Source organism: Bartonella sp. AA97HXZ (assembly GCF_042196985.1).
Lineage (GTDB): Bacteria > Pseudomonadota > Alphaproteobacteria > Rhizobiales > Rhizobiaceae > Bartonella.
The window spans coordinates 1-19,034 of the sequence record NZ_JBHIRC010000003.1 but is presented as its reverse complement, the minus strand read 5'-3'; the positions used below and the strand labels follow the sequence as shown (position 1 = coordinate 19,034).

The window sequence follows — 19,034 nt, the reverse complement described above, 5'->3', positions numbered from 1 at the left end:
GCATCTGATGCAGCGGAAAAAGCCACTGACGCTGTTGATAAGGCTGTTGATGCTGTGAAGGAAGCACCTGAAGCAGCTGATAAAGCAGCATCTAGCGCGGTGGAAAAAGCCACTGACGCTGTTGATAAGGCTGTCGATGCTGTGAAAGAAACACCTGAAGCAGCCGATAAAGCAGCACCTGATGCGGCGGAAAAAGCCACTGACGCTGTTGATAAGGCTGTTGATGCAGTGAAGGAAGCACCTGAAGCAGCTGATAAAGCAGCATCTGATGTGATAGAAAAAGCCACTGACGCTGTTAATAAGGCTGTTGATGCTGTGAAGGAAGCACCTGAAGCAGCTGATAAAGCAGCATCTGATGCAGCGGAAAAAGCCACTGACGCTGTTGATAAGGCTGTTGATGCTGTGAAGGAAGCACCTGAAGCAGCCGATAAAGCAGCATCTAGCGCGGCGGAAAAAGCCACTGACGCTGTTAATAAGACTGTCAATGCTGTGAAGGAAGCACCTGAAGCAGCCGATAAAGCAGCATCTAGCGCGGCGGAAAAAGCCACTGACGCTGTTGATAAGGCTGTTGATGCAGTGAAGAAAGCACCTGAAGCAGCCGCTAGCGCGGTGGAAAAAGCCACTGACGCTGTTAATAAGGCTGTTGATGCTGTGAAGGAAGCGCCTGAAGCAGCTGATAAAGCAGCATCTGATGCGGCGGAAAAAGCCACTGACGCTGTTGATAAGGCTGTTGATGCTATGAAAGAAGCGCCTGGAGCAGCCGATAAAGCAGCATCTAGCGCGGCGGAAAAAGCCACTGACGCTGTTAATAAGGCTGTTGATGCTATGAAGGAAGCACCTGAAGCAGCCGATAAAGCAGCATCTGATGTGATAGAAAAAGCTACTAGTGTTGCGGAGCACCAAGGGATTATTTTAGAGAATCAACAGGCTTTATTTAAAGATTATGATTTAGATAAGCTTTTGCATAAGATACGAATGGTGCTTGAGCATAACAGTTTAAAAAATGTTAACAAGCAGTTTCACGAGCTTTTTGATACAGAAGCCTCTTCTGTTTATTCTTGTTCTTTTGAAAAGTCTGCTGTAGATGAAAAATCTCAGACTGTAAAGGAAGAGATGGAGCAGGACCATAGTACAGGTGATCAGACAAAGGTTACTGCTGTGGAAGCTAAGGTGGAGAGCCATGACCATGAAAACAGTCAACCTTTTAACAAAGCGCATGAAGTAAGTGCTCCAATTGAAGCACATCAGAGTGACAATCTTTCTTCTTCTAAAGCTTTGTATAAGGAAGGGTATGATTTTATTCGTTCTGCTAACTATGTTGATGCTGAAAAAAGCTTTTGCGCTTTTCAAAATCGTTACAAAAAAGATTCTTTGAGTGATGATGCTTTATTTTGGTTGGCCGAATCTTTGTTGGGGCAAAAACGCTATCATGAAGCAGCACAAGTTTATCTTACCGCATGGTATGCAGATAAAAAGAAGCTCTATACCTCCGAGATTTTACTGAAATTAGCAAGAAGTATGGTCGCTCTTGAGCCAAATAAAGACGATTGTGCTCATTTTGTGAAAAAATCAAAACGTCAACAAACATTAGCATCTGTTTTTTGTAAACCTGCAAAATAAACAGCGAGGTCGTTTTCGGTGTGCGTTAGACTGGCAAGAAATCTCTTTAAAACATCGGATTTTATTCAATGTCAGAAGTTGATTCTTGCCGTCTCAGGGGGAAGTGATTCTTTGGCTTTGATGTTTTTGGTCAAAGAGCATTTGGAAACACTTGTATTTCCTCCAGAAATGATTGTTGTCACGGTTGATCATCAATTGCGTAAAGAATCGATGCGTGAGGCAGAAACTGTTGCGAAAATTTGTCGTGTCCATGATATTCAACATATCACTGTGCGATGGGAAGGCGAAAAGCCAAAGACGCATATTGCTTCCAGCGCGCGTGTTGCACGCTATGATCTCTTGGTTAAAGAAGCACAAAAACAAGGCGCATCACTTATTATGACGGGGCATACACTCAATGATCAGGTTGAGACCTATCAAATGCGGTATCAACGTCTCCAAAAGAATAGAGGTGCTTTATATAGTGGAGCTGTTGCCATGCGCGATGAGGTTTATGCCAGTGGTTTTGCTGGTATTTTGCGCGGTGAAGCCGAGGGTATACGTGATGAGGATCATACCAGAAAAACAAGAAAAAATATTGCCGAAAAAAACTATGGTCCCCTCTATGAACGTGGTTTATCCTGTATTCCGCGTGAGGCGCTGTTGCATAGAAAAGTGCGTTTGATTCGGCCACTCCTTGGTGTAAAACGCCAAACATTACGGAATTATTTACGCTTACAAGGACAAACATGGATTGATGATCCAACCAATGAAGATCGCAATTTTGAACGTGTGCGCGTGCGTCAATCTCTTTCTCCACAAAAATTGGCTTATATTGCTCAAAAAATAAATGAAGCCGCATTGCAGCGTCGTCAACACGCGCAAAATATTGCTGATTTGATCTTAGCGCTGGATATTACTGTCCAACATGGGCGTTGTTTCATAGCAAAGCCTGCGCTGTTTTTACAGAAACATTCCAGTTTTCCTTTTGTGGTGGGGCTCTTTGCTGTGCTGATGGGAGGGGGATTTTATTTGCTCCCCAATCAGAAATTAAGCATGCTTGTTCAAAAACTCTGTCTCGATTCTTCAGAAAAGCGGCGTTTTACTTATGCGGGCTCTGTTATTGAATATAACAAGCAGGGAATTTCTTTGTGGCGTGAAGGGCGAAATATGAAAGAGGCTATTGTTGAGCCAGATAAAACTTTTATATGGGATGGGCGCTATCATATCACAAATCATGGATATGAGGCTATAAAGGTTGGAGCCGCAAATTTAGAACAGCTGAAATTTTTATTAAAAAATAGCGATTTTGAGCTTGAAAAGCCTCATTTTCCCTCTTTACAATCGCTGCTGATGATCTCAAATCATAAAGGGTATGATATTCCAGAGTTGATTTCTCAAGCAGTTGTTCATAAACATGTTATCGTCAAGCGGATTATGGCACCTTTCGATTGGCTTTCCTCACGAGAAGATGCAGCCTTGGTGAATGTTGTGGAACCTTTTTTTAATATTGAGGTGAAAAGATAAAGGAAAATTACTCTAAAAGAAAATAAACAGCTTCTCATCCCTTGGCAAGGGGCTGACAAGGTTATATGTTAAGGGGAACTGTTTGAAATCTATATTTGATTAAGTGGGCTGAATATGAATTCCAATTACCGCTCTCTCCTTATTTGGGGAGTTATTGCATTGATTTTGATTGTGTCGTTTTCTCTCTTTAATGGAGATAGCCAACGTTCTGGTGGTGGAGAAGTCTCCTATTCTGAATTTTTGCAAAAAGTTGAGAATAATGAGTTGAAATCTGTGACCATTCAAGGTCAAAAATTAACAGGAAAAACCATTGAACATAGAGCTATTTCAACCTATGCTCCTCGCGATCCAGGTTTGATACAAAAATTGGAAAGCAAAAACGTTAATGTTAAAGCTATTCCTGAAAGCTCTGGAAATAGCATTTTCCTCAATCTCCTCTTTTCCTTATTACCTGTTATTATTATCGTGGGGGCGTGGGTCTTTTTTATGCGGCAAATGCAAAATGGATCACGCGGTGCAATGGGATTTGGGAAATCGAAAGCAAGATTGCTTAATGAAGCGCAAGGACGTATTACCTTTAAAGATGTTGCTGGCGTTGAAGAAGCAAAGCAAGATCTTCAAGAAATTGTTGAATTTTTACGCGAACCACAAAAATTTCAACGCTTAGGGGGGCGTATCCCACGCGGTGTTTTGCTTGTTGGTCCTCCAGGAACCGGTAAAACTTTGCTAGCACGTTCTGTGGCCGGTGAAGCCAATGTGCCATTCTTTACCATTTCAGGGTCTGATTTTGTGGAAATGTTTGTTGGTGTTGGGGCAAGCCGTGTGCGCGATATGTTCGAACAGGCTAAAAAAAATGCACCTTGTATTATCTTTATTGATGAAATCGATGCTGTTGGGCGCCATAGGGGGGCTGGTCTTGGCGGTGGAAACGATGAACGTGAACAGACCTTAAACCAGTTGCTTGTCGAAATGGATGGGTTTGAGCCCAATGAAAGTATTATTCTTATTGCCGCAACAAACCGTCCCGATGTGCTTGATCCCGCTTTGTTAAGACCAGGGCGTTTCGACCGACAAGTTGTTGTGCCAAACCCTGATGTTTCTGGGCGTGAACAAATCTTGAAAGTGCATGTGCGCAACGTGCCTTTAGCGCCTAACGTTGATTTGAAAATTTTGGCAAGGGGAACACCAGGATTTTCCGGTGCAGACCTGATGAATCTGGTCAATGAAGCTGCTCTTATGGCTGCGAGCCGTAATAAAAGAGTTGTCACGATGCAAGAATTCGAAGATGCCAAAGATAAGGTGATGATGGGGGCTGAACGTCGTTCAACCGCTATGACACAAGAGGAAAAAGAACTCACTGCTTATCACGAAGCAGGACATGCTATTGTGGCTCTTAATGTGCCGGTTGCTGATCCTGTTCACAAAGCAACAATCGTTCCAAGGGGAAGAGCATTGGGAATGGTGATGCAATTGCCTGAAGGCGATCGCTATTCTATGAGTTATCGGTGGATGATTTCTCGTCTGGCCATTATGATGGGTGGACGTGTGGCTGAAGAATTAAAGTTTGGAAAGGAAAATATCACATCTGGTGCTTCTTCTGATATTGAACAAGCAACGAAATTAGCTCGCGCGATGATCACACGGTGGGGATTTTCTGATCTGCTTGGAAATGTAGCTTATGGCGATAACCAAGATGAAGTCTTTTTGGGTCATTCTGTTGCGCGAACACAAAATGTCTCTGAAGAAACAGCGCGCATGATTGATATGGAAGTGCGTAAGCTTATTGATGATGCCTATAAAAATGCGACAAACATTTTGAAAACAAAAAGAAAAGAATGGTTTGCTTTGGCACAAGGTTTGTTGGAATATGAGACTTTAACGGGAGCTGAAATTAACGAAGTTATTGCAGGAAAGCCTCCTTCACGCACACAGAAAGATGAGGGTGCTGCGCCACGGGGGTCTTCTGTTCCAAAAACTGGAAAAATGAAGACAGAGACAACAGTGGTAGATGAAAAAAGCGCTGAAGCAGCCCCTAAAACAGTGCTTCATAAAGCAGAGACAGATAAAGGCGAGGCAGGCAAAGCAGAGGCAGCTGTTGGGAAAAAAACAGCAAAATCCGGTAATGTTGAGCCTAAGGAGGCTCAGTCTAAAGAAGTGCAATCGGATGAGACTGAGAAAAAAGCACAAAGCACAAAAGGTACTACAAAATCAGTCAACCGCTCTAAAAGTAATGCTGAAAAGAAGTCCAATACTGCGGGACATGATAAAGAAAAATAAGAACTGTTTAATATCGCTTGAGTGACGATGTTTTAGGAAAACTTCTAAATTCTTTGAGAAAGGCGCAAGTTTTGTTTGCGCCTTTCTTGTAATATTTGCAAAAATATGGAAGCAAAAAATTAAGCAAAGCCGTTGTATGATGGCGGCTTTAGCATGCTACAAGGCGAGGTGGACTGTTGCTTTTCTAATGTGGTAGGGGGGTGTAAGGTTAGGCGATAGATTTCCTTGCTGATTTGGTAGGGTATGAGGTTTGGTGCTGGATTTCTTTACGGATTTAGCAAGGGTGTGAAATTATCCGTTGGTTGTGTTAAAGGGATGTATAGAGCATTTTGAGGAGATAATATTGCTTTTATGTGTAAGGGTGTAAACATAATTGCTTGAGAGTAGTTTAGATGTGTAGATGGTGAATAGGGGGCTTGATTGTCTAAATGCATGAAGATTTAAGATCAATGATCTGATTTTATACGGGGAGAGGAGGACTATTGTACCAAGGGGGCTTGTTAGGGTTTTAAGGAAAAGCCAAGGGAAGAATTATATATTAAAGGAAAGAGGCATGGTGCAAAAATATTTTGGTACAGATGGAATTCGGGGGAAAGCCAATTCATTTCCTATGACACCCGATTTTGCCATGAAGGTGGGGATGGCTGTAGGGGTTTTATTTCGCTCACAACATCAATCTCATCGTGTGGTGATTGGCAAGGATACACGATTATCGGGCTATATGTTGGAAAACGCTTTGGTTTCAGGATTGACTGCTGCGGGGATGGAAGCTTTTTTATTGGGGCCAGTGCCAACGCCTGCTGTTGCAATGCTTTGCCGCTCTTTGCGCGCGGATCTTGGGGTGATGATTTCTGCTTCTCATAATCCGTTCTATGATAATGGAATTAAACTTTTTGGTCCTGATGGTTTTAAGCTTTCAGATGATATGGAAGCGAAAATTGAACAATTGATCGATACAGATCTTTCAAAGTCTTTAGCAAGTTCTGCCGAAATTGGTTATGCAAAACGGGTTGAGGGAGATATTTATCGTTATATTGAATATGCCAAACGAACTTTGCCGCGTGATGTTCGCTTAGATACTGTGCGTATTGTTGTGGATTGTGCCAATGGGGCTACTTATAAAGCGGCTCCCCGTGCTTTATGGGAATTGGGGGCTGAGGTTTTTGCTATTCATGATGAGCCCAATGGGACCAATATTAATCAAAAATGTGGATCAACCGATTTAAGCTCTTTAAAACGAAAAGTGCATGAAGTGCGTGCTGATGTGGGGATTGCTCTTGATGGAGATGGAGATCGGGTTCTCATTGTTGATGAAAAAGCACAAACGGTTGATGGAGATCAGTTAATTGCTGTAATTGCTGAAAATTGGCATAAAATGGGACGATTACGGTGCAATGGTGTTGTCACAACGATTATGTCAAATCTTGGACTAGAGCGTTTCTTGAATAGCAAAGGGTTGCACCTTGTAAGGACAAAAGTTGGAGATCGTTATGTTGTCGATGCCATGCGCCAAAAGGGATATAATGTTGGTGGTGAGGCTTCTGGCCATATCGTGCTTAGTGATTTTGGTACAACGGGTGATGGCTTGGTGGCTGCATTGCAGATTTTAGCCTGTATGAAGGAAAGTCAAAGCCCTATGAGCCAATTGTGTAAACGGTTTGAACCTGTACCGCAAATTTTAAAAAATGTAACGATTAAAAATAAAAATGTCTTGAAAAAAAATCCCGTCAAAGCGGCCATTGATCAAGCAGAGAAGCGGTTGGGAAAAGAGGCAAGGCTGGTGATCCGCGCTTCTGGAACGGAACCGGTTATCCGCCTTATGGCTGAAGGCGATGCACGAGAAGTATTGGACACTGTCGTGACAGAGTTGATGGATGTTATTATTCATCATGATGTACGCATGGGGACTGCACTTGAGGAATCTTGAATTTTTTGAAAAAATTATCAGATCATCTTTGAATAAAGGTCTGATTTTAATGCGGGATTTTGGCAATTACAAAAGGTATGATTATTAACTCTGTTAGTGATGTAATAACGGTAATGGATACTCTATCTACGAACAAATTAAATAAAAAAGGGAAAAGTCTAATTCTAATAACTACAATGCGTATAGATTTCTCTATAGTTCGTAAGATATGAAAAATATGCTTTTTTTTGATTTTCCTTTTTCTTTTACTTATTCGTAAACCGGTTATTAGTTTAACAGAGTTTGTAGTGGGGGCTTTACCAGCTTACTTATAATCTATTTATATCTGTGTAATAATATACATTATGGATAGATTTATTGGGATAGGTAAGGCCGCTCAAGTTTTGGGTGTTTCGATCAGCACTCTACGCCGTTGGGAATGTGAAGGCAAAATTATTTCTGAGCATACGGCAGGAGGTCACCGCCGTTATGACCTATCTAGGTTTAGATCTGGGCTTTTCATTCGAGAGAACTATCACAAAGAAAAACCATTGCTTATGCGCGTGTATCGAGCCATGATCAAAAAGACGATTTAGAGCGACAAAAACAGGTTCTCGAGCTTTATTGCGCAAGCCAAGGTTGGACTTATGAACTCATCTCTGATTTAGGGTCAGGGATGAATTATCGTAAAAAGGTCTTAAACGTTTATTGGATGCTCTCATTGAAAATGAAATAGGTCGTTTGGTGATTACGCATAAAGATCGTTTATTGCGCTTTGGTGCGGAATTGGTCTTCGCCATTTGTGAAGCCAAACAAGTTGAGGTTGTCATTCTCAATCAAGGAGAAGAAAGCAGTTTTGAAGAAGATTTAGCCAAAGATGTTTTAGAAATTATTACTGTCTTCAGTGCTCGTCTTTATGGAAGTCGTTCGAGAAAAAATCAAAAGTTATTAGAAAATGTTCGTCAAGCTGTAGAAGCATCGCAATGATTGTTGCTCACAAAATAGCTCTAGACTTAAACAATAAACAACGAAGCTACATGGCTCGAGCCAGTGGTTGCGCGCGCTTTGCTTATAATTGGGCACTGAAGGAATGGCAGCAGCAATATGAAGCATGGAAGAAAGATAATAATTTACAAAGCCTAATGACTATGCGCTACGTAGACAATTCAATTCTCTAAAACGAGAATAATTTCCATGGATAATGGAAGTCACTAAAAATGCTCCACAAATGGCAATTATTCAATTGGGTATGGCTTTTAAGAATTTCTTTTCAGGGAGAAGCCGATATCCCACTTTTAGAAAGAAAGGAGTGCACGATCGTTTTACTTTGACCAATGATCAAGTACAGTTGCAAGGTTTCAAGATAAGAATTCCCAAGCTTGGTTGGGTTCGTCTGCGAGAACAATTGCGATTTCAAGGAAAGATCTTGTCAGCAACCATTAGCCGTAAAGCGGATCGGTGGTTTGTAAGTCTTAGCGTTGAAACAGATAATCAAGAGTCACTGAGCGAGAACCAAGCTATTGTTGGTCTTGATTTGGGCATCAATGCACTTGCAACGCTTTCGACAGGAGAAACCATAGGAGGCGTTAAACCTTATAAGGCTTTGCTAAATCGTTTACGGCGCTTATCACGAAGGCTAAGCCGTAAGCAAAAAGGCTCGAGCAATCGTTATAAGGAGAAACAAAAACTCGCTAAGCTTCATGCACGGATAAGTAATATCAGAACAGATCATTTGCATAAGGTTACAACAGATTTAATTCAGCGTTTTGGTACATTTTGTCTGGAAGATCTTCATGTAAAAGGCTTGCTGAAAAATAAGCATTTATCGCGTGCCCTTGCAGATCAAAGTTTTTTCGAGTTTCGCCGTCAATTGGAATATAAGGCGGCACGTTATGGTCGACAGATTGTTATTGCAGATCGTTGGTATGCGAGCAGTAAGATCTGCCATCATTGCGGATGTAAGATTGAACAATTGCCTCTTAACATACGTGAGTGGAGATGTTCTCATTGTGGTACGAACCATGATCGAGACATTAATGCCGCGATTAATTTAAAAAACTTGGCGGTGAGTTCCACCGTGTCAGCCTGTGGAGAGGAAGGCTCTGGCCAATGTCCTGTGACTTTGGTGAAACCAGCCTCGAAGAAGCAGGAAATCAACAGTATATTTAATCAGAAATGATTATATTTACATAAGTTTGATAGAACCGGAGTTTAAGTGTTATTCATTCTTTTTACTGGACATACAGCGGGTGCAGCGCCCCATGAACATCAAACAGCAATGAGTATTGTGGTTATATCATCTTGATGTTTTTAAGTGCCGCTGCCAATTGGAGATATGATACGCTCCTATTACGTTTAGCTCCTCCTAATTATGAACTTATACTTTTCCAATAATTAGTAGAATAATGAGAAAGAGATGAGAATGATCAATTTTTTTCACGATAGTTCTAATATTTATAAAGTAAAAAAAGCTATGTGATGTAAAAATAATGAACATTTTTTGGATTTTGGAAGGGTACACTCTATATTCATTTACAATTTTAAGATTTAAACATAAAAGGATTGAAGCCTTCTATAATACTGGTACGACTGAAGGGATTAGAACAGCCCATGCTCAAAAATTAAAGCGTATTCTAAGTGCTCTTGAAGGAGATGTATCGCCAAAAGATTTTGAGTTATCCGTCTTTTTGATTACATCTGCTAAAGGGTGATTTCAAGGATTATTAGTCAATTACTGTAAATGGAAATTGTCGCGTAATATTTCGCTTTGATAGCATAGATGTCGAAATGGTTGATTATCTGGATTATCATCAAAAAGGAGATCTAAACAATGATGAAGAATCCTTCACATCCCAGTGAATTATTGCGAGAAGATGTGATCAAAGAGCTTGGTTTATCCTTTAATGAAGCAGCAGAGTAGCTTGGTATATCTCGTGTAGCACTTTCTAGAGTTTTAAATGGAAAAGCCGCTATGAGTGCTAATCTTGCTATTAGGCTTGAAATGGCTGGTGTAAGCACAGCACATGCTTGGCTTGCTATGCAAACAAATTATGATCTATCAAAAGCAATTTTTTAACAACAGTCTCATGATCAAGATTGCATAAAAGAGTTTCAAATGGCAGTTAAGTTTTTGCAACAGAGACAACAGGAGAAAATCAACGCAATAGCGCGTGCAAGATCAATAGATATGATACGGTAAGGGCAAGGATAAAGCCTTATGCTGTATAAGCCCTATTAAGCCATATGACACAAGAGAGCTAATCAAAAGAGTTTAATATGGGTGTGACAAAAGACGTTGTACGAACCCACATGATAGGACGTAAAAAAGAAGCTGGTGAAATATTAGCAAGTTTAGGACTTACGGTGTCTGATTTCATACGAATTTCTTTAGCTAAAGTTGTTGATGAAAGAGGATTGCCGTTTGATATGTATATTCCTCATGCGAAAACGCTTAAAACTTTTGAGAAAAGTGACAAGGGTTAAGAGATATAGCTGAAGATAGGTAAGATTTGTTTTGTCATTTGGATATTTGATATTTCTGATCATTCACTTCAAATGAGCTTTTCATTTACATCATTATCGTTATGGGTGTTTTCCGTATATTGAATGATGTATGCAAACCGTGATTGAAATGGCAGCTTATTGAATTTCTGTGAAAGAAGAAGGCATATCGCCTGAATAATTATTTGATATTGTTTCTTTTATTGCTACTCATTCAGATGTTGGTGGTTTTATGCAAGGAATGAGGTGAAGCCAAGGAAAGTTAGGTTTAAAAGCATAAGAGTAAAAGTGGGGGATATAAGGTTATACCCTTTTGGGGTGGTCAAAATATTCCGGTGTTGATCGAAGATATTTACAGTCAATCATCTTGAGGTAATTTGACAAAATCAGAGAGGAATGCATTGAAGAAAAATTTAACTGCGCCTTGATGAATATCGAAAAGAATAATAATGGATAAGGCACATAAAGCAGGACCTCGTATATTAAAAGGTGTTTGTGAAGCTTTTGTCTGAAGCTAAAGGTAAAACTGATACTAAATTTTGTATCGATATTCCTGCAAATATTGATGTCAAAAAAAAATCAGAAAAAATATAGGGTTATAGATATCATTTTCGGCACGTTTTGGTTTTCCTGTGGGGCGCATTCGTGATTGGGAATGGGGATGATATTTTTACTTCTTTTTACTTGTTGTTTTCGATTATTGACACTGAACTTGAAGCGATTAATCGTGTTTTTAAGAAAGCTCTATTGGTATAGTTTTTGCTTATAAAAAAGGGTGTGAGGGGTAGCGTTTTTTTAAAAAGCATCACGGCGTTTGAAAGGATCGTAATAGATTTCTGTTACACGAAATTTTCCTTCGAGGCGTTTACATTGGATGATGACATCAATCATCGAGATTAATAAGCCGCGGATATCATCGCGTGCTAAATTACCACCACCGTCACTTTCTTTGACTAAAAGGGTCATTTGTTCAAAGGCTGCAAGGGCTGTTGAGGCATGGACGGTGGTAATGGAGCCGGGGTGACCAGAGTTGACATTACGGATGTAGTAAAAGGCTGTACCATCACGCAGCTCTTGTAGAAGGATTCTGTCGGGGCGCATGCGTAATCCTGATTCAAGCAGTTCTTTTGCGCCTGCTTTTGCTAAGCCTTGGTTATCTTTTGAATAAAAGAGCTGCACTTTGTTGGCGTGCGGAACGACAAGTTCTGGTGTGTCTTCAATGGTGAGAATTCGTTCATAGTCAGGGATTTTTGCAATCAAAGCTTTGGAGAGGGTTGTTTTACCAGAACCGGTTTTGCCCGATATTAAGATATTTTGTTGTGTAATAACGGCTCTTTCTAAAAAGTTGCTAAAGTCTTTGGCGATAAAGAGATCTGTTAGCTCTTTGTCTGTATCAGAGAGTTCGGATAATCGTTCTGTCATTTGTTGCGTGGGTGTGAAACTGGTGTTTTGGGCGACAGAAAACAGATTGTTTTCATGTAAACTTTCAAGAGAAAAAGTGCGTGATGAAGGTTTACGAATGGTCATGCTAATGGTATTGGCTGCAACTGCTGGAGGCATAACAATTTGTATGCGTTCGTTGTTTGGCAGTGTTGCGGAGAGAACGGGGTTTTCTACACTGATTTTTTGTGTTGTGTAGGCAGCAACAACTTTTGCAATCCCTTCTAGTTCGCTGTAGGTTAGCTCTTTTAAGATGTGGGTTTGCCAACCATTTGGACCTTCAACAATTACTTCGCCAGGGCGATTGATGACAATTTCAAATAAATTGTCATCATTGAGGAAGTCATCTAAGATCTTTAATTTTGTTAAAACGATGGAGGCGCGTTCTGCATTTTTTGCTGATGGCATAATGTGACTTTATTGGCTTAATGAAAAAAGGAATAGCTGGGAGTAGAGCGGTTTCTTTTGCTCTTTACGACTAGTTTATAGACAGAGGAAAAATCGAGATCTTTTGCTACAAAGATGTTGACCAGTTCGCCTTGAAATTTTTCTAGGGTAGGAGGGATGTTGATTTGATTTTCAAGAGCAATACTGGCGGCCTCTTTTCCAGTGTTGTTTGCGCCTTCAAAACCGCCGCCTCCAGAGTTGTTTGAACCTTCTTTATTGGAATTGCCTACTATTTTATTTGTTAAAACTGTTGTGGCACCATCAATAACGGTCAACAAAAGGGAAGAGCCAAAGCGTTCCCACCAATGGGTGTTGATGTTGCCATCAAAACCGGCTCTGCCTAAACTGTCGGTTGCGGGTGAGGCAAGGTCGATGATGACACCGGTTGGGGTTTTTGCTCTTGTCCAGAGTACAAAGAGGCGAGATTGACCTTGTTTTATCCCTCCGCGGTATTCGCCAATCACTTGGGTTCCTTTATCAAGCAAAACAACGCGCCCATTGTCAGAGAGGATATCACGGTTGATGATGCAGCTTGCAAAGCCTGGTTGCTCACTGTTTAATGCGGTTTCTAAGATACAGGGAATAGAGGTTCCCATGGCGATGATAAAGTTTCTATTGCCGATGAGTTTTGCTTTTGCTTTTGCTTCTTCTGTTTTGGTAGGCTTTAATAGGGTTGCAAAATTTTGTGTGTCTTGAAGGGCAGGAGAATTTTGCGCATTCGCGAGATTTTCAAGGGCATGGAATTTGTCAAAGGGGTTGAGAGTCGTGTTGACGATGTCTTTTAATTGAGATTTAGAGCCTTTGGCAAAAGCTAAGACAGGGGCGCGTCTTGCGGCATCAAGTAGTGGGTCATCTTTTTTGGGTTCTTGTGCGAGTGGTTGTGGGGGTGGTAAGGTTATTGGCGCTATGTTGGCACGCGGGTCAGAGGGCGCGAGCTCTAAAGGGGCGAGGGAATTGTGAAAGTTTTGTGCTTGTTTTTTATGAGCTTTTGCGGTGTCTTTTTGTTCTGTGGGGGTGGATAAGATGTTCCAGAGCACATAGCCGCAGATTCCTATACAGGCTATTGCGACAACTATTTTTTTGCCGGCGCTTTTGGCGCTATTGTTTTTGCCATCCCCAATAGATCCGCGATCTTCGATGATTGGTTTATCACTCATGTGTTGTCCCCTTCAATTCCCGCTTATTTAAAGATCTGATGCAACTTTACGTTCAACAGATGGTGAGGTTGTTCCGGTATTTGGATTTGTGCCTTTTGGTTGATAGGCTTCGTTAAAGACGCATAGGACGTTTTTTCCCTGTCTTAGGGTGAAGCGTGCGCTAATGGCATGGACAATCACCATGTTGCCTCTCGTGGTTTTGGGAACCAGCGATTCTGTACCGTCATTGCTGACAATGTAAATGGCAGGGATTTCTTGGTTGTCTGGAAATGTAAATGTTGTTGTTTTGCCATTGTCATAAACGGAGGAGGGTTCGAGCACGCTCGATCCTTGAGCGGTGTAAGCCCAATTGCGAGGTCCGTAGGTTTCAGAAGCGTTGAAGACATTATCGATACGCTGGGCTTGTTGTTTTTCTTGTCGCATAAGGGCTGCGAGTCTTCTTTGTTCTGCTTCTTCTTGTGGGTAGCGAAATTTCACAAGGAAATATGTTTCTTGTCCAGAGGAAATTTCTCCATCTTTGACCATCAGTTCAAATTGATAGGAGCGCTTTGAGCCATCAAGCTTTGTGGTGACGACTTGGAGATTGGTAATGGGTTGGACTTCCCGCGCTTTGAGGAAAAGAATATTGCCAGCGGGGGCGACTTCCCATGCAACGCTGTTGCCAATTGCCACATGGGCAATTTCTTCATTGGGAGAAAATTCTATTTGTACCGATGAGCGTATGGAGCCAATAATTTTTGTGACATTATAGGCATCATAGTTGATAAAGCGAATGCGGCTATCGCTTGGCGCACGGGTGGGAAAAATACTGGCATGGCTAGGCGTTAAAGAAAGGGTAATAGCGATGTTAAGAATGAGAAAAAGAATTTTTTTTGTCATGATCAGTTGACCACTTCCGGATCGGTTCTATATTCACTAACAATAAACCCTAGAGGATTTATCAAACGGTTTTGGACAGAGATAGGGGCATTGATGTATTCAAAGGTAAGTGTTGCAACCCAGTGGGTGATGAATTCTTTGTTGTTGTCGTTGTCGTGAATGGTTCTGTAGTAACGCACTTGGGCAACATCGTCATTGATAAAGGAGATTGATTTTATTGTTATTGTAACAGCGGCGTGTTTATAGAGAATTTGAGGACTTTGGGGATTTCTTGCTCCATACCAGCTGGCAAATCTTTCCTGTTCTTCTGAAGAAGAGAGGAGGGAGACGGTTTGGAAGTTGTGTTGTGTTTCTTCTGTGGTGAAGCCTTCACGGGAGCGGACATATTTTGCAGCAAAGTAGCGTGTGATTGCTTCATCGACATTGGTGGGACCTTCTTTTAAGGCTTCCACAACTTCGGTGATGCCGGTTGAATTGTCTACACGGATCACAAAAGGTTCCACGGTTTTAAGGGGTGTGAGGGTGATGACCGCGAGAGAAGACATTATTGCAACAGCAACCGCGATGCCGGCAATGGCAAGCGAGACGCGGGTGGTGCGGCGTGAGGCGAGCATGCGATCTTGATCAAACGAGCGCGCTTCAGCAATGTATTGTTCTATGTCTTTTTCTTTCATGCTTTTTGCCCGCAATTTTTGTAAGATTTGATTTCTTCATCCGTTAATTTTTGTGCCAGAAGCATTTCCAGCTTACCTTCTACGGGTGAAGGGGTGTTGTTACTGATGATGATTGGCGTGGGCGTGGGTTTTTTCCCTTCCCAATTCCACATTGATCTGTTGAGTGGACGTTTAGAATATCCATCACATTTTGGGAGTGACTTCAGTGTGTTTGGTGAAGACACACAGCCACTGAGAAAGAGAAATGGTAAGATAATCCCAATTTTTTTAAATTCCCGCATTTGAACTTAGACCTTTGCTAATAGTGATGCTAGTTTTTTATTTTAATAGTGATGCTAATTTTTTAATGCCCTTTGCTATCGTGTTGGCTGTTGCTTTAGCAGCTTTACCTGTTAGTTGAGCCGTTGTTTTAGCGACTGGTCCTGATCCTGTAAGAGAAGCCCCCCCAGAGGCTAAAGCTGATGCGATATCAGGGAGTCTGAGGAAAAGGTGAATACCACCAATACCAACAACCAAGAACTGAATTAAAGTAGTGAAGATATCTTTAATACCTGCTGAAAAAACGTCCATTGAAATGTTAACATATAAACCACCAAGCAGCACGACTAACACATATAAAATGATGAAGTTTGCAACTTGCCCTAACCATGCTTCTGTGAATTTTCTGGTTGAGGAAAATATATAGAGGCTTATGAAGAGTGGTCCTATTGATAGGACAAGAAACAAACCCAATTTAGCAAATAATGAAACAACAAAACCGACTAGACAAAATAAGATAGCAGCAACTAGGCAGATAAAACCAGCAATCCATGTCGCAATAAACTTCCCCATTTGAGTCAGACCTGTGTACTGGTTTGCTGCGTCCAAAACCTGTGCTCCAGCTTTGTTTATCATATTGTCCCATACATTTCGATCCACATGTGCTCCTTGTGTGACATTTGAAATGGCATTCGGCAGATCATGGAAAAATATACCACTGACCCACTCATTATAAAGAGCAGCGTTTGTGGCAAGTGAAACAACGATGCCGAGTTTGAAAGTTGTCACTATAAATTCCCATAAGGGCATGGAAGAGCGCCCATAGATGATATTGTAGCCCATAAATATAATGTAAATTGTACAAGACAGTTTAAGCGGAGCACCTAAGCTTGATGAAAGATTGACAATGGCGTCATTCATTGTCTTTGTAAGGGGCTCCATCAACATATTGTCGATATAAGAAAATATGCCTTTGCTTTCTACTGCCATTGAGATGCTCCGCTCTTCATTATGTCTTAATGGTTATTTTGTTGTTCTTCTGCCGCCCGTTCTTTTGCTCTTCGTTCTTCCTCAGCACGCTCTTTCGCTTCTTGTTCAGCTAATTTTTTTTTAGTATTAGCTTCCATTTTTTGAAGTCTGGCTCTCATTTTGGCTTCGGAATCTCTAATCATTTTTTGAAACTTTTCATCATCTTCACGCTCTCTTTCTTCAGCTTTTGCTTCATATTCTTTTTGAAGTTCTAAAAATGCTAACCGCATGTTTTCACAATTTTTTGAAGTTCCTGCAAATCCACATTTCGCATCCCACTCTAGGCGTAATTTTTCATCTTTTTTAAATTCAGCGACGCTATAGGTTTTTTCACATCCAGCCGTGATGAGCCCTGTGCAAAGTAGCAATGTTGTTATGAGAACTTTATTCATCAATATTTCCCCTTTTTCCTTTCAGTTTTACAAGGTTTGAGCACAATCTTTAAATTCTGCTTGTGTTATCGGTTTTTTATAACCAGTGATGATAAATCTAGGGCAGCGACATAATCTTGCCATAAATATATTGTATAGTCTGTAAGGTTCTTTAAGTTGAGCAGCTAAAGCGCAATAGCGATGTGTAATGGTGCTATCTATTGCCTCTGCAAGGGGATCCATCAACATATCATCTATGTCAGTAAATACGCCTTTCGTTATTATTGCCATTTAGATGCTCCGCTCTTCATTATGTTTTAATGGTTATTTTGTTGTTCTTCTTCCGCGCGCTCTTTTGCTCTTCGTTCTTCTTCAGCGCGCTCTTTTGCTTTTTGTTCAGCAAGGAATTTTTGATTCTCTTCTCTCATTTTTTTAATTCTGGCTCTCATTTCAGCCATATCTTTTTCATCTCTTTTGCGATTGTTCTCTTCCGCTTGACGCTCTCTTTCTGCTGCTTGTGCCTGACGTTCCTTATCAAGTTCTAAAAATGCTAACCTCATGTTTTCACAATTCTTTGAAGTTCCTGCAAATCCACATCTAGCATCCCACTCTAGGCGTAATTTTTCATCTTTTTTAAATTCAGCGACGCTATAGGTTTTTTCACAACCAGCTGTGATGAGCCCTGTGCAAAGTAGCAATGTTGTTATGAGAACTTTATTCATCAATATTTCCCCTTCTTTCTTTCAGTTTTACAAGTTTTGAGCACAATCTTTAGATTCTGCTGTGTTCTGGTTTTTATAACCAGTGATGATAAATCTAGGGCAGAGACATAATCTTGCCATAAATCTATTGTATAGTCTGTAAGGTTCTTTAAGTTGAGCAGCTAAAGCGCAATAGCGATGTGTAATGGCGCTATCTATTATTTTTGTAAGGGGGTCCATCAACATATTGTCTATCTTAGTGAATATGCCTTTGCTTTCTACTGCCATTGAGATGCTCCGCTCTTCATTGTGTCTTAATGGTTATTTTGTTGTTGTTTTGCCGCGCGCTCTTTTGCTTCTTGTTCTTCCTCAGCACGTCGCTTTGCTTCTTGTTCAGCTAGTATTTTCTTAGTATTAGCTCTCATTTTTTCAATCCAAGCTTTTTGTTTCGCCATAAATTCTTCATATCTTTTGCGATCGTTCTCTTCCGCTTCACGCTCTCTTTCTTCAGCTTTTGCTTCATATTCTTTTTGAAGTTCTAAAAATGCTAACCGCATGTTTTCACAATTTTTTGAAGTTCCTGCAAATCCACATCTAGCATCCCACTCTAGGCGTAATTTTTCATCTTTTTTAAATTCAGCGACGCTATAGGTTTTTTCACATCCAGCTGTGATGAGCCCTGTGCAAAGTAGCAATGTTGTTATGAGAACTTTATTCATCAATATTTCCCCTTTTTCCTTTCAGTTTTACAAGGTTTGAGCACAATTTTTAAATTATGCTAGGTTATCGGTTTTTTATAACCAGTGATGATAAATCTAGAGCAGCGACATAATCTTGCCATAAATCTATTGTATAGTCTGTAAGGTTCTTTAAGTTGAGCAGCTAAAGCGCAATAGCAATGTGTAATGGCGCTATCCATTGTTTTTGTAAGGGAATGCATTACAGTATTATCTATCCAAGTGAATATGCCTTTGCTTTCTACTGCCATTGAGATGCTCCGCTCTTCATTATGTCTTAATGGTTATTTTGTTGTTGTTTTGCCGCGCGCTCTTTTGCTTCTTGTTCTTCCTCAGCACGTCGTTTTGCTCTTTGTTCTTCTAATTTTTTTTTAGTGTTAGCTTCCATTTTTTTTAGTCTGGCTCTCATTTCAGCTATATCTTCTTCTTCTCTTTTACGATTTTCTTCTGCAATTTTTGCCTGACGTTCTTTCTCAAGTTCAGCGCCTGCTACTCTTAGGTTTTCACAATTTTTTGAAGTTCCTATCCCTC

General features: G+C 40.7%; 19 protein-coding genes and 3 pseudogenes. 10 read left to right on the top strand and 12 right to left on the bottom strand.

The genetic code is table 11. The features are described 5' to 3' along the window. The 10 genes and pseudogenes from ACFINE_RS02885 to ACFINE_RS02840 form a co-directional block, all read left to right on the top strand. Window positions 1-1,620 (top strand): tol-pal system protein (locus ACFINE_RS02885; RefSeq protein ID WP_375620978.1); only part of this gene is annotated, 1,620 nt, incomplete at its 5' end. An 18-nt stretch (window positions 1,621-1,638) separates the two neighbouring features. Next, the gene (gene tilS / locus ACFINE_RS02880) at window positions 1,639-3,126 is read left to right on the top strand and encodes a tRNA lysidine(34) synthetase TilS (RefSeq protein WP_375620977.1); all 1,488 of its coding nucleotides are present in this window, start codon (window positions 1,639-1,641) and stop codon (window positions 3,124-3,126) included. Between the two features lie 114 nt (window positions 3,127-3,240). After that, complete coding sequence (gene ftsH, locus ACFINE_RS02875) at window positions 3,241-5,403, top strand: ATP-dependent zinc metalloprotease FtsH (protein ID WP_375613212.1); 2,163 nt, start codon at window positions 3,241-3,243, stop codon at window positions 5,401-5,403. Window positions 5,404-5,956: 553 nt separating this feature from the next. Beyond that, window positions 5,957-7,330 (top strand): phosphoglucosamine mutase, encoded by a 1,374-nt coding sequence (gene glmM, locus ACFINE_RS02870; RefSeq protein WP_375611769.1) that lies wholly within the window; start codon window positions 5,957-5,959, stop codon window positions 7,328-7,330. Between the two features lie 344 nt (window positions 7,331-7,674). Next, window positions 7,675-8,296, top strand: a pseudogene (locus ACFINE_RS02865) (IS607 family transposase). Then, entirely contained in the window at window positions 8,293-8,487 is a 195-nt protein-coding gene (locus ACFINE_RS02860) for a helix-turn-helix domain-containing protein (protein ID WP_375620976.1), read from the top strand. Before ACFINE_RS02865 ends, ACFINE_RS02860 begins: the two are co-directional and overlap by 4 nt. 23 nt (window positions 8,488-8,510) lie before the next feature. Then, window positions 8,511-9,488 (top strand): RNA-guided endonuclease InsQ/TnpB family protein, encoded by a 978-nt coding sequence (locus ACFINE_RS02855; RefSeq protein WP_375620975.1) that lies wholly within the window; start codon window positions 8,511-8,513, stop codon window positions 9,486-9,488. Window positions 9,489-9,798: 310 nt separating this feature from the next. Then, window positions 9,799-10,020, top strand: a complete 222-nt coding sequence (locus ACFINE_RS02850; protein WP_375620974.1) for a hypothetical protein — start codon at window positions 9,799-9,801, stop codon at window positions 10,018-10,020. 119 nt (window positions 10,021-10,139) lie between these two features. Further along, window positions 10,140-10,385, top strand: a pseudogene (locus tag ACFINE_RS02845) (HigA family addiction module antitoxin). A gap of 200 nt (window positions 10,386-10,585) precedes the next feature. Beyond that, window positions 10,586-10,792 (top strand): type II toxin-antitoxin system RelB/DinJ family antitoxin, encoded by a 207-nt coding sequence (locus ACFINE_RS02840; RefSeq protein WP_375620973.1) that lies wholly within the window; start codon window positions 10,586-10,588, stop codon window positions 10,790-10,792. Window positions 10,793-11,605: 813 nt separating this feature from the next. Here the strand turns inward: ACFINE_RS02840 and virB11 are convergent. The 12 genes and pseudogenes from virB11 to ACFINE_RS02780 all read right to left on the bottom strand — a co-directional run. Beyond that, window positions 11,606-12,658 (bottom strand): P-type DNA transfer ATPase VirB11, encoded by a 1,053-nt coding sequence (gene virB11 / locus ACFINE_RS02835; RefSeq protein ID WP_375620972.1) that lies wholly within the window; start codon window positions 12,656-12,658, stop codon window positions 11,606-11,608. Between the two features lie 17 nt (window positions 12,659-12,675). Beyond that, window positions 12,676-13,854, bottom strand: coding sequence for a type IV secretion system protein VirB10 (gene virB10 / locus ACFINE_RS02830; protein WP_375620971.1), 1,179 nt, complete (start codon window positions 13,852-13,854; stop codon window positions 12,676-12,678). A 27-nt stretch (window positions 13,855-13,881) separates the two neighbouring features. After that, window positions 13,882-14,733 carry a P-type conjugative transfer protein VirB9 gene (gene virB9 / locus ACFINE_RS02825; protein ID WP_375620970.1) on the bottom strand — a complete coding sequence of 284 codons (852 nt, stop codon included), beginning with the start codon at window positions 14,731-14,733 and terminating at the stop codon, window positions 13,882-13,884. A 2-nt stretch (window positions 14,734-14,735) separates the two neighbouring features. After that, window positions 14,736-15,407 (bottom strand): virB8 family protein, encoded by a 672-nt coding sequence (locus ACFINE_RS02820; protein WP_375620969.1) that lies wholly within the window; start codon window positions 15,405-15,407, stop codon window positions 14,736-14,738. Further along, complete coding sequence (locus tag ACFINE_RS02815) at window positions 15,404-15,688, bottom strand: type IV secretion protein VblB7 (RefSeq protein WP_375620968.1); 285 nt, start codon at window positions 15,686-15,688, stop codon at window positions 15,404-15,406. Before ACFINE_RS02815 ends, ACFINE_RS02820 begins: the two co-directional genes overlap by 4 nt. A gap of 37 nt (window positions 15,689-15,725) precedes the next feature. Continuing rightward, window positions 15,726-16,655 carry a type IV secretion system protein gene (locus tag ACFINE_RS02810; RefSeq protein WP_375620967.1) on the bottom strand — a complete coding sequence of 310 codons (930 nt, stop codon included), beginning with the start codon at window positions 16,653-16,655 and terminating at the stop codon, window positions 15,726-15,728. A gap of 26 nt (window positions 16,656-16,681) precedes the next feature. Further along, on the bottom strand, window positions 16,682-17,086 hold the full coding sequence (locus ACFINE_RS02805) for an EexN family lipoprotein (protein WP_375620966.1): 405 nt from the start codon (window positions 17,084-17,086) through the stop codon (window positions 16,682-16,684). A gap of 27 nt (window positions 17,087-17,113) precedes the next feature. Beyond that, window positions 17,114-17,356 carry a hypothetical protein gene (locus tag ACFINE_RS02800; protein WP_375620965.1) on the bottom strand — a complete coding sequence of 81 codons (243 nt, stop codon included), beginning with the start codon at window positions 17,354-17,356 and terminating at the stop codon, window positions 17,114-17,116. Window positions 17,357-17,382: 26 nt separating this feature from the next. Beyond that, a complete protein-coding gene (locus ACFINE_RS02795; protein ID WP_375620964.1) occupies window positions 17,383-17,787 on the bottom strand; it encodes an EexN family lipoprotein in 405 nt (134 codons plus the stop codon). Window positions 17,788-17,814: 27 nt separating this feature from the next. Further along, window positions 17,815-18,054, bottom strand: a complete 240-nt coding sequence (locus tag ACFINE_RS02790; RefSeq protein WP_375620963.1) for a hypothetical protein — start codon at window positions 18,052-18,054, stop codon at window positions 17,815-17,817. A 26-nt stretch (window positions 18,055-18,080) separates the two neighbouring features. After that, window positions 18,081-18,485 carry an EexN family lipoprotein gene (locus tag ACFINE_RS02785; RefSeq protein ID WP_375620962.1) on the bottom strand — a complete coding sequence of 135 codons (405 nt, stop codon included), beginning with the start codon at window positions 18,483-18,485 and terminating at the stop codon, window positions 18,081-18,083. A gap of 295 nt (window positions 18,486-18,780) precedes the next feature. Further along, a pseudogene (locus ACFINE_RS02780) lies at window positions 18,781-19,034 on the bottom strand (hypothetical protein); the annotation flags it as partial.

What these genes read in the sequence shown, in the direction of transcription:
- ftsH (WP_375613212.1), top strand. Translation starts at nt 3,241, where the DNA reads ATGAATTCCAATTACCGCTCTCTCCTTATTTGGGGAGTTATTGCATTG.
- glmM (WP_375611769.1), top strand. Translation starts at nt 5,957, where the DNA reads ATGGTGCAAAAATATTTTGGTACAGATGGAATTCGGGGGAAAGCCAAT.
- ACFINE_RS02860 (WP_375620976.1), top strand. Translation starts at nt 8,293, where the DNA reads ATGATTGTTGCTCACAAAATAGCTCTAGACTTAAACAATAAACAACGA.
- ACFINE_RS02855 (WP_375620975.1), top strand. Translation starts at nt 8,511, where the DNA reads ATGGAAGTCACTAAAAATGCTCCACAAATGGCAATTATTCAATTGGGT.
- ACFINE_RS02850 (WP_375620974.1), top strand. Translation starts at nt 9,799, where the DNA reads ATGAACATTTTTTGGATTTTGGAAGGGTACACTCTATATTCATTTACA.
- ACFINE_RS02840 (WP_375620973.1), top strand. Translation starts at nt 10,586, where the DNA reads ATGGGTGTGACAAAAGACGTTGTACGAACCCACATGATAGGACGTAAA.
- virB11 (WP_375620972.1), bottom strand. Translation starts at nt 12,658, where the DNA reads ATGCCATCAGCAAAAAATGCAGAACGCGCCTCCATCGTTTTAACAAAA.
- virB10 (WP_375620971.1), bottom strand. Translation starts at nt 13,854, where the DNA reads ATGAGTGATAAACCAATCATCGAAGATCGCGGATCTATTGGGGATGGC.
- virB9 (WP_375620970.1), bottom strand. Translation starts at nt 14,733, where the DNA reads ATGACAAAAAAAATTCTTTTTCTCATTCTTAACATCGCTATTACCCTT.
- ACFINE_RS02820 (WP_375620969.1), bottom strand. Translation starts at nt 15,407, where the DNA reads ATGAAAGAAAAAGACATAGAACAATACATTGCTGAAGCGCGCTCGTTT.
- ACFINE_RS02815 (WP_375620968.1), bottom strand. Translation starts at nt 15,688, where the DNA reads ATGCGGGAATTTAAAAAAATTGGGATTATCTTACCATTTCTCTTTCTC.
- ACFINE_RS02810 (WP_375620967.1), bottom strand. Translation starts at nt 16,655, where the DNA reads ATGGCAGTAGAAAGCAAAGGCATATTTTCTTATATCGACAATATGTTG.
- ACFINE_RS02805 (WP_375620966.1), bottom strand. Translation starts at nt 17,086, where the DNA reads ATGAATAAAGTTCTCATAACAACATTGCTACTTTGCACAGGGCTCATC.
- ACFINE_RS02800 (WP_375620965.1), bottom strand. Translation starts at nt 17,356, where the DNA reads ATGGCAATAATAACGAAAGGCGTATTTACTGACATAGATGATATGTTG.
- ACFINE_RS02795 (WP_375620964.1), bottom strand. Translation starts at nt 17,787, where the DNA reads ATGAATAAAGTTCTCATAACAACATTGCTACTTTGCACAGGGCTCATC.
- ACFINE_RS02790 (WP_375620963.1), bottom strand. Translation starts at nt 18,054, where the DNA reads ATGGCAGTAGAAAGCAAAGGCATATTCACTAAGATAGACAATATGTTG.
- ACFINE_RS02785 (WP_375620962.1), bottom strand. Translation starts at nt 18,485, where the DNA reads ATGAATAAAGTTCTCATAACAACATTGCTACTTTGCACAGGGCTCATC.